Annotated in this window: 10 protein-coding genes; 6 read left to right on the top strand and 4 right to left on the bottom strand. The window is 68.9% G+C overall.

The annotated features are described in order from the left end of the window. Nucleotides 1-168 precede the first annotated feature (168 nt). The 4 genes from LMJ29_RS06720 to LMJ29_RS06705 all read left to right on the top strand — a co-directional run bounded on the left by LMJ29_RS06720 (nt 169) and on the right by LMJ29_RS06705 (nt 6,393). Entirely contained in the window at nt 169-2,160 is a 1,992-nt protein-coding gene (locus LMJ29_RS06720; protein ID WP_229604736.1) for an alpha/beta hydrolase family protein, read from the top strand. A gap of 116 nt (nt 2,161-2,276) precedes the next feature. Continuing rightward, the gene (gene ercA / locus LMJ29_RS06715; RefSeq protein ID WP_229604735.1) at nt 2,277-3,434 is read left to right on the top strand and encodes an alcohol dehydrogenase-like regulatory protein ErcA; all 1,158 of its coding nucleotides are present in this window, start codon (nt 2,277-2,279) and stop codon (nt 3,432-3,434) included. Continuing rightward, complete coding sequence (locus LMJ29_RS06710) at nt 3,418-5,196, top strand: PAS domain-containing hybrid sensor histidine kinase/response regulator (protein WP_229604734.1); 1,779 nt, start codon at nt 3,418-3,420, stop codon at nt 5,194-5,196. Before ercA ends, LMJ29_RS06710 begins: the two co-directional genes overlap by 17 nt. A 141-nt stretch (nt 5,197-5,337) precedes the next feature. After that, nucleotides 5,338-6,393, top strand: a complete 1,056-nt coding sequence (locus tag LMJ29_RS06705) for an extracellular solute-binding protein (protein ID WP_229604733.1) — start codon at nt 5,338-5,340, stop codon at nt 6,391-6,393. A gap of 39 nt (nt 6,394-6,432) precedes the next feature. On the opposite strand, the gene LMJ29_RS06700 is transcribed toward LMJ29_RS06705, so the two are convergent. Further along, on the bottom strand, nt 6,433-7,323 hold the full coding sequence (locus LMJ29_RS06700; protein WP_229604732.1) for an acyltransferase: 891 nt from the start codon (nt 7,321-7,323) through the stop codon (nt 6,433-6,435). Between the two features lie 183 nt (nt 7,324-7,506). Between LMJ29_RS06700 and LMJ29_RS06695 the strand changes: the two genes are divergently transcribed. Both LMJ29_RS06695 and LMJ29_RS06690 read left to right on the top strand, forming a co-directional pair. After that, a complete protein-coding gene (locus LMJ29_RS06695) occupies nt 7,507-7,992 on the top strand; it encodes an FKBP-type peptidyl-prolyl cis-trans isomerase (protein WP_229604731.1) in 486 nt (161 codons plus the stop codon). Between the two features lie 115 nt (nt 7,993-8,107). Next, the gene (locus LMJ29_RS06690; RefSeq protein ID WP_229604730.1) at nt 8,108-8,602 is read left to right on the top strand and encodes a glutathione peroxidase; all 495 of its coding nucleotides are present in this window, start codon (nt 8,108-8,110) and stop codon (nt 8,600-8,602) included. 44 nt (nt 8,603-8,646) lie between these two features. On the opposite strand, the gene LMJ29_RS06685 is transcribed toward LMJ29_RS06690, so the two are convergent. From LMJ29_RS06685 to lnt, 3 genes are all read right to left on the bottom strand, one after another. Beyond that, on the bottom strand, nt 8,647-9,765 hold the full coding sequence (locus LMJ29_RS06685) for an NHL repeat-containing protein (protein WP_229604729.1): 1,119 nt from the start codon (nt 9,763-9,765) through the stop codon (nt 8,647-8,649). 504 nt (nt 9,766-10,269) lie between these two features. After that, nucleotides 10,270-11,031, bottom strand: a complete 762-nt coding sequence (cysZ, locus tag LMJ29_RS06680; protein ID WP_229604728.1) for a sulfate transporter CysZ — start codon at nt 11,029-11,031, stop codon at nt 10,270-10,272. Nucleotides 11,032-11,158: 127 nt separating this feature from the next. Then, nucleotides 11,159-12,694 carry an apolipoprotein N-acyltransferase gene (lnt, locus tag LMJ29_RS06675; RefSeq protein WP_229604727.1) on the bottom strand — a complete coding sequence of 512 codons (1,536 nt, stop codon included), beginning with the start codon at nt 12,692-12,694 and terminating at the stop codon, nt 11,159-11,161. Nucleotides 12,695-12,716: the final 22 nt, after the last annotated feature.

Genomic DNA, 12,716 nt, shown 5'->3' with positions numbered 1-12,716 from the left:
AGGTGGGTACGGTCGCTGGGGTGGGCAGCCACCCTGTGGAGAGCTATCCCGCGAATGGCCGCGCCGTGGATCGGCACCCCGCGGACGGCCGCCCCTTGGATGGCCGTCCCCCGGGTGGCCGCTCCATGGAAAACCACATCGGCCTTGTGCCGCGTCGAGGTCTGCGCGGTGGATAAGGCTGCGCCGTCGTCCGCTCCGCACCCGCTGGCGTGCGGCGACTGGCCGAGCGGCTGGTCGGCCGAGCAGGCCGCGGCGGCCAGTTGCGACTTCGCCGAACTGCGCACCGGCCTCGGTGGGCTGCTATGGCTCGAATTCGATCCGCGCGAAGCCGTCTGCAGCCTGTGGCTGTGGCACGCGGGCGGCGCGCGGCGCCTCAGCGCGCCGGGCTTCTCGGTGCGCAGCCGGGTCTACGAATACGGCGGCGGCGCCTTCTGCGTGGTGGACGGCGGCGTGGCGCTGGTCGGCGAGGCGGACCAGCAGGTCCATCTGCTCACGGTGGCGGCCGATGGCACGCCCGGCGCCTTGCAGGCGCTGACCGCCAATCCCGACTGTCGCTACGGCGACCTGCACTTCGCGCCGGCCTGGCGGGCCGTGCTGGCGGTGGAGGAGCGCCGCGAGCAGGGGGCGGTGGTGCACCGCCTGGTCAGCCTGGCGCTGGCCGACGGCACGCGCCGCGTGCTGGCCGAGGGCGCCGACTTCTACGCGGCGCCGCGGCTGTCCGCCGATGGCCGCCAGCTGGCCTGGATCGAGTGGGATCGCCCCGAGCTGCCCTGGACCAGTACCCGCCTGTGCCGGGCGGCGGTCGCTGCCGATGGCGTGCTGGGCGCGTTCGAGGTGGTGGCCGGCGCCGCCGGCGACCAGTCCCTGCAGCAGCCCGCCTTTACCGCCGACGGCCGTCTGAGCTGCCTGAGCGACCGCGCCGGCTGGTGGCAGCCGTGGAGCGAGCAGGGCGGTCGATGGACCCCCGTTTCCGGCCATCCTGCGGCCGAGGTCGAACGTAGGGTGGACAACGGCGCAGCCTTGTCCACCGTCGACGGGGCCGGCTGGAGCGAATCTCTGCCCATGGCCGCGGCCGACCACGCCCCGGCGCCCTGGCAACTGGGCACGGTCAGCCACCTGCCGCTGGAACAGGGCGGCTGGCTGCTGGCGCGTCTGGACGAGGGCTGGGGCCTGCTGGTCGAGCGCGACGGCGCCGGTCGCGAGCGACGGCTGGCCAGCGAGTTCAGCCGTTTCCGCCAGCTGGCCGCCGACGCCACGCACTTCTACTGCATCGCCGCCGCGCCCGACCGGCTGCCGGCGGTGCTGGCCATCGCCCGCGACTCGGGTGAGTGGCGCATCCTTGCCGGCGGCGCGCAGCCGCTGGCCGAGGCCGAACTGTCCCGCCCGCAGTCGGTGCGCTTCGCCACGGGCGAGGGCGAGAGCGCCCAGGCCTTCTTCTATCCGCCGCGCAACGCCGCCTGCACGCTGCCGGTCGGCGCGCGGCCGCCGCTGGTGCTGTTCCTGCACGGCGGGCCGACCTCGGCCTGCTACCCGGTGTTCGATCCGCGCATCCAGTTCTGGACCCAGCGCGGTTTCGCCGTCGCCGACCTCAACTACCGCGGCTCCAGCGGCTTCGGTCGCGCCTGCCGGCTGCGTCTTAAGGGCGCGTGGGGCGATATCGAGGTGGAGGATGCCTGCGCGCTGGTGCGCCATCTGGGCGAGCGGGGCCTGGTGGATGCCGCGCGCGCCTTTATCCGCGGCGCCAGCGCCGGTGGCTATACCGCGCTGTGCGCGCTGGCCTTCCACGCGCTGTTCCGCGGCGGCGCCAGCCTGTACGGGGTCAGCGACCCGCTGGCCCTGCGCCGCGCCACCCACAAGTTCGAGGGCGACTATCTGGACTGGCTGATCGGCGATCCGCTGCGCGACGCCGAACGCTACGCGGCGCGCACACCGCTGTATCATGCCGGGCGCATTGCTGCGCCGGTGATCTTTTTCCAGGGGGGCCTGGACGCCGTGGTGGTGCCGGCGCAGACCGAAACGATGGTCGCCGCCCTGCGCGGCAACGGCGTGGCGGTCGAATACCGGCTCTATCCGGACGAGCGGCACGGTTTCCGCCAGGCCGACCATCTGGCCGACGCCCTGCACCGCGAGTGGGCGTTCTACCGGGAGTTGCTCGATTAGACCGCTGGCATCGGCGCAGGGCCGCTCACCTTCGGTGGATTGCAATGCCCCAGCAATGCAGTAGGCTGTTGCCGATAACACACCCCATAACAACAATGATGCCGTCAGGTTTCTGCATGTCCATCTCGCCGCTTCGCAAGTTCGTCAGCCCGGAGATCATCTTCGGCGCCGGTTCCCGCCACTCGGTCGGCAACTATGCCGCGACCTTCGGTGCCCGCAAGGTTCTGGTGGTCTCCGATCCCGGCGTGCAGGCGGCGGGCTGGGTGGGCGACGTGCTGGCCAGCCTCGATCGCCAGGGCATCGCCCACGTGCTGTTCACCGGGGTGTCGCCCAACCCGCGCTCCGAGGAAGTGATGATCGGCGCCGAGCTGTACCGCGCCAGCGGCTGCGACGTGATAGTCGCGGTGGGCGGCGGCAGCCCGATGGACTGCGCCAAGGGCATCGGCATCGTCGCCGCGCATGGGCGCAGCATCCTCGAGTTCGAGGGCGTGGACACCATCCGCGTGCCCAGTCCGCCCTTGATCCTGATTCCCACCACCGCCGGCACCTCGGCGGACGTGTCGCAGTTCGTGATCATCTCCAACCAGGCCGAGCGGATGAAGTTCTCCATCGTCAGCAAGGCGGTGGTTCCCGATGTGTCGCTGATCGACCCGGAGACCACTGTGAGCATGGATCCCTTCCTGTCCGCCTGTACCGGCATCGACGCCCTGGTGCACGCCATCGAGGCCTACGTCTCCACCGGTGCCGGCCCGCTCACCGACCCGCACGCGCTGGAGGCGATGCGCCTGATCGGCGGCAACCTGGAGGCGATGATCGCCACCCCCCACGACATCGCCCTGCGCGAGAAGATCATGCTCGGCAGCATGCAGGCGGGGCTTGCCTTCTCCAACGCGATCCTTGGCGCAGTGCACGCCATGAGCCACAGCCTTGGCGGCTTCCTCGACCTGCCGCACGGCCTGTGCAACGCCGCACTGGTCGAGCACGTGGTGGCGTTCAACTTCGACGCCGCGCCGGAGCGCTTCCGCATTGTCGCCGAGACCCTCGGCCTCGACTGCCGCGGACTGACCTCGCACCAGGTGCGCAGCCGCCTGGTCGAGCACCTGATCGCCTTCAAGCACGCGGTCGGCTTCGAGGAGACCCTGCGTCGCCACGGCGTCGGCAGCTCGGACATCCCCTTCCTGTCCCAGCACGCCATGCAGGACCCGTGCATCCTCACCAATCCGCGGCAGTCGACTCAGCGCGACGTCGAGGTGGTATATGGCGAAGCCCTCTGAATTGCGGCCCGGCAGCGCCGGACCGGCAGGCCAGGAGGCGGCTGCCGCCGCGCCGGCGCCGCGTCCGGACGTTGCCGACCTGCTCGGCCTGGGCAGCCATTCGGCGCGCAAGAGCTACTACCCCGAGCTGTCGGCGCGCCTCGACGAGCTGGAGCGCGAGCGCAACCGCTACAAGTGGCTGTTCGAGCACGCCGTGCACGGCATCTTCCAGGGCAACCTCAACCACGGCATCCTCGCCGCCAATCCGGCGCTGGCGCACATGCTGGGCTACGAGGACCCGCAGCAGGTGCTGTGGTCGCGGACCGACCTGGCCGAACAGCTGTTCGTCGGCGGCGCCGAGGAGCTGAAGCGGATCGGTGCGGTGCTACGCCAGGGCAACGGCCTGTTCGGCTACGAGACCCAGCTGCGTCGCCGCGACGGCAGCCACATCGACGTGCTGATGAACCTGCTGCTCAAGCCTGACGAGGAGGGCCTGGTCGAGGGCTTCGTCGCCGACATCACCGAGCGCAAGCAGGCGCAGCTGCGCCAGCAGCAGCTGAACGTGGAGCTGGAGCGGCGAGTGGCGGCGCGTACCGCCGAGCTGCTCGAGGCCAACCGCCACCTGCAGCAGGAGATCCGCGAGCGCGAGCGCGTGCAGTGCGAGCTGCGCGAGGCGCGCGATGCCGCCGAGGCGGCCAACCAGAGCAAGGACAAGTACCTGGCGGCGGCCAGCCACGACCTGCTGCAGCCGCTGAACGCCGCGCGTCTGCTGATTTCCACCCTGCGCGAGCGCAACCTGCCGGCCGCCGAGGGCACCCTGGTCGAGCGCACCCACCAGGCCCTGGAGGGCGCCGAGGACCTGCTCGCCGACCTGCTCGACATCGCCCGCCTGGACAGCCGGGCGATTCGCCCCGACCTCGCGGTGTACCGTCTCGACGAACTGCTGGCGCCGCTGGCCTCGGAGTTCCAGTCGGTGGCCGAGGCCGCCGGCCTCCAGTTGCGCGTGCGCATCCCGCGCCTGGCGGTGCACACCGACTTCCGCCTGCTCACCCGCATCCTGCGCAACTTCCTCAGCAACGCCTGCCGCTATACCAGCGACGGTCGCGTGCTGCTCGGCTGCCGCCGGCGCGGCGGCTATCTGTCGATCCAGGTGGCCGACACCGGCCGCGGCATCCCGGCGGACAAGCTCGAGGAGATCTTCCTCGAGTTCAACCAGCTCGAGGCCAGTCGCGCGGCCGAGCGCAAGGGTGTCGGCCTGGGCCTGGCCATCGTCGAGCGCATCGCGCGCATGCTCGACTACCGCGTCCGCGTGCAGTCGCTGCCGGGGTGCGGTTCGCTGTTCAGCATCGAGGTGCCGCTCGCCGAGTACGTGGCGGCGGCCCCGGTGGCGCGGCCGCAGGAGAGCCCGGGCAACCCGCTGCCGGGACGCCGCGTGCTGGTGGTCGACAACGAGCCGGACATCCAGCAGAGCATGCAGGCGCTGCTCACCCAGTGGGGCTGCGAGGTGCGCCTGGCCGACGGCCTGGAGGAGGCGCGCGGGCAGCTCGCGGGCTGGCAGCCGGAGCTGCTGCTGGTCGACTACCACCTCGACCAGGGCGCCAATGGCTGCGACCTGATCCACAGCCTGCGCGAGGAAAGCCACCTGCCCCTGCCGGCGGTGATCATCACCGCCGAGCGCAGCGAGCAGTGCCGTCGCCATCTGCACCAGCTGGGCATCCCGCTGCTCAACAAGCCGGTCAAGCCCGGCAAGCTGCGCGCCGCGCTGAGCCAGTTCCTGTCCTGAAAGTGTGACGTCCGTCACCAATCGAGCGCGCGTATGCGACAAAAGTAGTAGGGCTCGGTTAAATCCTGCGCGCGAGGTCGCGGTCATGGACCGACCCCATGGATCCACCTCGCTCCGACAAGAACAATGAGGAGCAGGATGATGTTGAAGCGTATGGCGTTGGCGCTCGGTCTCGGGCTGGGCGCGACCCTGGCACAGGCTGCCGAAGTGGTGCGGGTGTATGGCTGGGAGGGTCGCCTGTCGCCCGGGGTGATCGAGGCGTTCGAGAAGCAGAGCGGCATCAAGGTGGAGTACACCACCTATACCAAGGCCGAGGACGTGCTGCGCGACGTCGGCTTCGGCATCCGTTACGACGTGGTGTTCCCGGCCCACTTCCATCTGCCGGCGCTGATCGATTCGCAACGCCTGCAGCCGCTGAATCCCGCCAAGCTGGACAATCTCAAGCAGGTCGACCCCGATCTGCTGGCCATGCTCAGCAGCTTCGAGGGCCAGACCCGCTACGCCGTGCCCTACCTGTGGGGCACCGTCGGCCTGGCGCTGAACGTCTCCAAGGTGGTCGACACCCTCGGCACCCAGCCCGAGGACAGCTGGGGCCTGCTGTTCGATACGCAGAACAGCGACCGCCTGGCCCAGTGCGGCATCGGTCTGCTCGATGCGCGCGAGGAGGCGGTGTCGCTGCTGCTCAACTACAAGGGCCGGGCGCTCGGCCGCAGCGGCCCGCGGCAGATCCAGCAGGCCGGGGCCGACCTGGCGGCGCTGCGCGGCAAGTCCACCAGCTTCGGCAACAGCTCCTACATCGACCAGTTGGCCAACGGCAAGCTGTGCATGGCCATGGCCTGGAGCGGCCACGTCCTCAAGGCGGCCGACAGCGGCGCGCCGCTGCGCTTCGTCACCCCGCGCGAAGGCGCGCTGATGTTCATCGACACCATGGCCATCCCCCGCAACGCCGAGCACGTCGACGCGGCCTACCGCTTCATCGACTACCTGGCCAGCGCCGAGGCCAACACTCGCAACTCCCGCGATACCCTGTTCTACCCGGTCACCCGCATCGACTCGCCGGCGATGACCAAGCTGGCCAGCGAACGCCTGGAGCTGGTGGTCACCGGCGACCAGCGGCGCAGCTTCTACTACCTGGAGGCGCTGACCGCCAAGCAGAAGAACGCGGTGGATGCTTCCTGGGCCCAGGTCGTGCGCTGAGCCCGGCCCGCCGCGCACGGCCAGCTCCGCGCGCGGCGCTCAGGCCCGGCTCATCCGTTCGAGCCGGGCATCCTTCTCCGCCCACAGGTGGTTCACCCACTGCTGGAATTGCAGGCGGAAGGCCTCGTCCTGGTCGTAGCTGCGGCCGAGGAATTCGCCGGGGATCGGCCGTTCGGCGAAGCTCACCGCTACTTGCCGCAGGTTGCCGCACAACAGGTCGCGAAAGCGCGGGCGGCCGTCCGGATAGTGGATGGTCGCGTCGACCAGCGTGGCGAACTGCTCGCCCATGGCGCCGATGGCCAGGGCGATGCCGCCGGCGCGCGGCTTGAGCAGGTGGCGGTAGGGCGACTGCTGGTCGGCGTGCTTGGCTTCGGTGAAGCGGGTGCCCTCGAGGAAGTTGAACAGCGCCACCGGGATGCCGCGCAGACGGGCGCAGGCCCGACGGGCGGTGGCCAGGTCGTTGCCGCGCTGCTCGGGATGCCGCGCCAGGTAGGCCCTGGAATGGCGCTTCATGAACGGAAAGTCGAGCGCCCAGCAGCACAGGCCGAACACCGGAATCCAGATCAGCTCCTGCTTGAGGAAGAAGCGCAGCAGCGGCAGGCGGCGGTTGAGGTGGTACTGCAGGACGAAGATGTCGACCCAGCTCTGGTGGTTGCTGATCACCAGGCAGGAGCCGCGACTGCGCAGCGTATCCAGACCCTCGACCTGCCAGTGGATATCGCCGAACAGGTCCATCCATGCCTTGTTGCCGTCCGCCCAGCATTCGGCGATGCGGCCCATCAGGCGCCGGCTGAACGCCTGGCTGGCCTGGAACGGCAACAGCTTGAGCAGCGCCAGGGCGAACAATGGCCAGCACCACACCAGGGTGTTGAGCACCAGCAGCAGGGCGCAGACGAGGCCGCGCAGCGGCGCGGGCAGGGATCGCAGCATGGTCGGTTTCCACCAGGACAGGGCAGGGGGCGGGCGCTGTTGGCGCGCCGGCGGCGCGGCGGATGATAGCTCAGCCGCGACCTCGGCATAGGCAGACCCGGCCATCTGACCCGCGGCGGGTCGCTTTCGGCGGGGTGGCGACGTAGAATCACTACTCATACTCCATTCGCAAAGGTTTCTCCCATGCAGATCGCGGCCAACAAGGCGGTATCCATCGACTACACCCTGACCAACGAAAACGGTGAGGTCATCGACAGCTCCGTTGGCGGTGCCCCGCTGGTCTACCTGCATGGCGCCCGCAACATCATCGTTGGCCTGGAGCGTGCCCTCGAAGGCAAGCAGGCCGGTGACGAGCTGGAAGTGACCATCGAGCCGGAAGACGCCTACGGCGACTACAGCGTCGAGCTGGTGGCCGTGCTGAACCGCGCCATGTTCGAAGGCGTCGACCAGCTGGAAGTCGGCATGCAGTTCCACGCCTCCGCTCCGGACGGCGGCATGCAGGTGGTCACCATCCGCGACATCGACGGCGACGACGTCACCGTCGACGGCAACCACCCGCTGGCCGGCCAGCGCCTGAACTTCAAGGTCAAGGTGGTCAACGTGCGCGAAGCCAACGCCGAAGAAATCGCACACGGTCACATTCACGGCGAAGGCGGTCACCACCACTGAGTCGCCGGGCTTGCAGCGGGGTATCTGCTGCTAAGCTGGACACACACGCCAGGGCGCTGTTGCGGATCGCGATGGCGCCTTTTTTAATGAGCCCTGATCAGCCTGGAGCGATGCGATGAGCGTATTTCACGACCTGACCCTCAAAGCCCTGGATGGCGGGGATTTGCCGCTGGCGCCGTTCAAGGGCAAGGTGGTGCTGGTGGTGAATGTCGCCTCCAAGTGCGGCCTGACCCCGCAATACGCCGGCCTCGAACACCTCCATCAGCAATACCGCGACCGCGGCTTCAGCGTGCTCGGCCTGCCGTGCAACCAGTTCGCCGGGCAGGAGCCGGGCAACGAGACGCAGATCCGCGAGTTCTGCACGCTCAACTACGGGGTCAGCTTCCCGCTGAGCGGCAAGGTCGAGGTCAACGGCCACGACCGTCATCCCCTCTACCTGCTGCTCGCCGGCGAGGGCGCGGAGTTCCCCGGCGACATCAGCTGGAACTTCGAGAAGTTCCTGGTCGGCCCCGATGGCCGGGTACTCGAACGCTTCTCCCCGCGCATTCCCCCGGAAGATCCGCATCTGGTCCAGGCCATCGAGAAGGCGCTGGGTTCGGTGGCGGCGTAGGACGGGGCGGCGCTGCGCGCCGCTCCCACCTGGCTGGCCGCCGCTCAGGGGGCGGCCGCTTCCTCTTCGACGTACTCCAAGGTATCCGGGGCGGTCTGCCCGAAGGTCAGATACCAGCCACTTCCCAAGGCTCCGCCCTGTTCCGCCGGAGCGACCAGCGTACTGAACGCCTTGGTGCGGGTGTTGTAGCGGCGTATCGCACCGGTATCCGGACCGTCGCCGCTGATCGGGACGAACAGGTTTTCTCCCGCCTGGTTGGTCGGCCCGAACAGCAGGGCCTGCGCGACCGCGCGGGGCTGCCCGACCTGGTCGAGATCGATCTGGTCCACGCAGGCCCCACTGGCATCGAATATCAGGATCTTGTCGTTATCTTCGGCATCGGCGCGAAAGGCAGTGACGTATAGCCGTCCGTCCGGGCCGAATGTCAGGCCATCCGGCCGGTGCAGGGCGGCGGCGCAGCCGCTGTCGGTATGGCTGGCGAAGACGTCGACGAAGCGTTTGTCGACGGGGTCGAAGCGCAGGATCCAGCCGGGGAGAGGGTTGAAGTCGGCGCTTCTCGGGTTGAGGTCGTCGACAACCGAAACATACAGAAGGCCGTCGGGGCCGAGCACCACACCGCGGGGATGGAACTCGTTCGCGGAGCCGTCTCCGGGAAACTCGCTGACCGGATCGGGGGTGAGGTCGCTTTGCAGCACGCCGTCCGCGCTATAGGCCCACAGCCGACCGGGAGGGGTGTCCTTGCCGTCACTTGCCTGGTCGGCGACGAACAGAGTGCCGTCGACCAGGACGATCCCGTCGGGTGCGAAGGGGGCGTCCTCGTCATTGTGGCGAACGAGCGCCTCCGAGAAGTCGCCAGTCGTGCCGTCGAATAGCAACAGTGTCCCCGCCTTGCCGGTGCCGACATTCTGGTTGGAAACCAGCAGGTCGCCGGCCGGGGTGAAGATAAGGCCGCGCGGGCCCTTTATCGGGCTATTTCCCTTCTTGACGAATTCGCCGAGGTATTCGCCGCTGTCGGCATCGAAGCGCTTCACCGTGTTGTCGGTTTGATCGCCAATATACAGAGAGTCGGCATGGCTGGCGGGGGCGAGCCCGATGAGCAGCGCCAGTAGTGCGAGGCTCGCGCCGGCGCCGAGATGGCGCAGGCGCTGAAGATGGTTGTTCATGGCATTCCCCTATTCATGTTGCAGTCGTATGGGGGTTAATGGACGTCGGTAACTTTGTACTTGCAGCACCTCCTTTCGCGGGTTGGCTAATCGAAAGCAGTTGTTCAAGGGTTTATCGAAATAAAGCCAGCGGGTTGATACGTAATGATTTCAATAAGTCGCATGACACCTGCAGTGAACGAGGGGCTGGGGATGAGCGGGCTTGATCAGGAGAGTGCTTGGAAGTGCGGGGATATTCGGAAGGGAATTCTGGCGTGAGAGTAACTATAGGAAGGCGGGGCGCGGCTTTCCGGGGCGCGTAGAATCATTTTGCGATATTGATAGGCCGTGGCCGGGCTCTATTCGAGTCTGCAAAGTTGTTGCGAGTGCCGCGTTTTTCATTGGCCAATCGCACGCGGTAATTTTTGATGTGCGGCGCTCATGCGAAAAGCCCCGGCCTCACGCAGAGGCCGGCGGTGCAACAATGAAAGATCGTGTCTGCGCGATGACGTTTTACAGGCACGACTAAGGCCTTGGGGTGATGGGATCAAGACGATTCAGTCCCTCCTCGCGCACCCAGAACACCGTCGCCCCGGCCACCGCCGCCGGCATCAACAGGATATTCAGCCCCGGCACCAGCAGCGCGGCGTAGGTGGCGGCGCCGAAGCCCAGGCTTTGCCAGCGCTTCTCGCGCAGCCAGGCGAGCATGGTCTGCCAGCTCATCTTGTGGTTGTCGGCCGGATAGTCGATGTACTGCACCGCCATCATCCACACGCCGAACAGCAGCCACAGCGGCGCGGCGATGAGGTTCAGGCCGGGAATCAGCGACAGCAGCAAGAGGCCCAGGGCGCGCGGCAGGAAGTAGCCTAGCTTGCGCAGTTCGCGGCCCAGGGTGCGCGGCAGCATCGCCAGCAGCTCGCCCCAGCTGAACGGCGGCGCGAGGTCGCGGCCGCGCACCACCGTCTCGACCTTTTCGGCGAGGAAGCCGTTGAAGGGCGCGGCGATCAGATTGCCCAGCAGGGTGAAGCTGAAGAACAGGATCAGCAGCACCAGCACCACGAACAGCGGCCACAGCAGGTATTCGAGGAAGGCCAGCCAGTCGGGCAGGGTAGGCATCAGGGCGTCGACCCAGAAGCCGAACTGCTGGAAGGCCAGGGTCAGCAGGGTCGCGAACAGCAGCAGGTTGACGGTCAGCGGCAGCAGCACGAAGCGGCGCAGACCGGGACTGAGGATCAGGCGCAGGCCGGCGGCCAGGTAGCCGGGGCCGGAGAGGGCGGGCAGGGGCATGGGCGACTCCAAAGGGAACACGCGGCAACCTTAGCACGGGCCGTCTGCCGGCTCGTGGGCGGCAGCGCGCGGCCCTTCTGCGCCGCGGCAAGGGCGCCGATGGCTCGGCCCCTGCCGCGGTGGCGGCTCAGCCCAGCGCGGCGAACAGCCGGCGCTGGCGCCGGGCGGTGAGCGCGGTCCAACCGAGCAGCAGGGCGCAGACGCCGGCCAGCGGCCAGGCGCGCCACTGCAGGTAGGGCGTCAGGCCCTGCATGGGCACCACCTCGCCACGCAGTACGGCGCGCTGGAACTGCGGCACCTCGGTCTGCACGCGGCCGAACGGGTCGATCAGCGCGGTGACGCCGTTGTTGGTGGCGCGGATCATCCAGCGGCCGCTCTCCAAGGCGCGCATCTGCGCCATCTGCAGGTGCTGCAGCGGGCCGATCGAGGTGCCGAACCAGGCGTCGTTGCTCACCGTCAGCAGCAGCTCGCTGCGCGCGGCGAGACTGGCGGCGAACTCCGGATAGACCACCTCGTAGCAGATGTAGGGGGCGATGCGGTAGCCGCGCGCGGTCGGCAGCGCCTGCTCGGCGGGGCCGCGGGCGAAGTCGGACATCGGCAGGTCGAAGAAGGCGATCAGCCCGCGCAGCACGTCCTGCAGGGGCACGTATTCGCCGAACGGCACCAGCTTCTGCTTCAGGTAGGTGCCGCCGCCCTGGCCGATGGCCAGCAGGGCGTTGTAGTAGCGCGGCCGACCGCTGGCGTCGGGTTGGCGCAGGGGGATGCCGGTGATCAGCGCGGCGTTGCGCTCGCTGGCGACGCGGCCCATCACCGACAGATAGCCTTCGGCGTACTCCTTGAGCACCGGCACCGCGGTCTCCGGCCAGACGTAGAGGTCGGCCGGCGCCTCGGCGAGGGTCATGTCGCGGTACAGGGCGAGCTGGGCGTTGAGCTGCTCGGGGTCCCACTTCATGTTCTGCTCGACGTTGCCCTGCATGGCGGCGATCTTGAGGGGCGCGCCGGCAGGCTGGGTCCAGGCGTGGTCCTTGAACCACAGGCCGCCGCCCCACAGGCCGGCGAGCAGCAGGCCGGCGCCGAGCAGGGCACGGCCGCGCCCCAGCAGGGCCGGCAGGTTGACCAGCAGCGCGGCGGAGAGCGCCATGGCGAACGACAGCAGCCAGACGCCGCCGAGTGGCGCCAGGCCGGCGAGCGGTCCGTCCAGCTGGCTGTAGCCGACGTAGAGCCAGGGGAAACCGGTGAACAGCCAGCCGCGCAGGGCCTCCTGGGCCAGCCACAGGGCGGCGAAGGCCAGCGCGTCGGCCAGCGGTGCGCGCTCGCGGCGCAGCCAGCGGCTCCAGACCCAGGCCGGCAGGGCGAAGAACAGCGCGAGACCGGCGCAGAACAGCAGGGTCAGCAGGCCGGCCAGCGCCGGCGAGGCGGCGCCGTAGTCGTGGATGCTGACGTACACCCAGCTGGTACCGGCGGCGAAGGCGCCGAAACCGTACCACCAGCCGCGCCACCAGGCGGCGCGGCCGTCGACCTGGCGCAGGCCGAGGTAGGCCAGCGCCAGCGTCAGCAGGCCGAGCGGCCACAGATCGTAGGGAGCGAGGGCCAGCGGAGTGAGGGCGCCGGCGGCCAGGGCCAGCAGGTGACCGGGCCAGCCGGGACGGGAGATCCAGCGCATGGAGATTCCTTGGCGAGTGCAG

It is taken from the genome of Pseudomonas oryzagri (assembly GCF_020831405.1).
In the GTDB taxonomy this organism is placed as follows: Bacteria; Pseudomonadota; Gammaproteobacteria; order Pseudomonadales; family Pseudomonadaceae; genus Geopseudomonas; species Geopseudomonas oryzagri.
This window is presented reverse-complemented; position numbering and strand designations above follow the sequence as displayed.

Coding starts and splice junctions, on each gene's coding strand:
- ercA (WP_229604735.1), top strand. CDS start 2,277: ATGTCCATCTCGCCGCTTCGCAAGTTCGTCAGCCCGGAGATCATCTTC.
- LMJ29_RS06710 (WP_229604734.1), top strand. CDS start 3,418: ATGGCGAAGCCCTCTGAATTGCGGCCCGGCAGCGCCGGACCGGCAGGC.
- LMJ29_RS06705 (WP_229604733.1), top strand. CDS start 5,338: ATGTTGAAGCGTATGGCGTTGGCGCTCGGTCTCGGGCTGGGCGCGACC.
- LMJ29_RS06700 (WP_229604732.1), bottom strand. CDS start 7,323: ATGCTGCGATCCCTGCCCGCGCCGCTGCGCGGCCTCGTCTGCGCCCTG.
- LMJ29_RS06695 (WP_229604731.1), top strand. CDS start 7,507: ATGCAGATCGCGGCCAACAAGGCGGTATCCATCGACTACACCCTGACC.
- LMJ29_RS06690 (WP_229604730.1), top strand. CDS start 8,108: ATGAGCGTATTTCACGACCTGACCCTCAAAGCCCTGGATGGCGGGGAT.
- LMJ29_RS06685 (WP_229604729.1), bottom strand. CDS start 9,765: ATGAACAACCATCTTCAGCGCCTGCGCCATCTCGGCGCCGGCGCGAGC.
- cysZ (WP_229604728.1), bottom strand. CDS start 11,031: ATGCCCCTGCCCGCCCTCTCCGGCCCCGGCTACCTGGCCGCCGGCCTG.
- lnt (WP_229604727.1), bottom strand. CDS start 12,694: ATGCGCTGGATCTCCCGTCCCGGCTGGCCCGGTCACCTGCTGGCCCTG.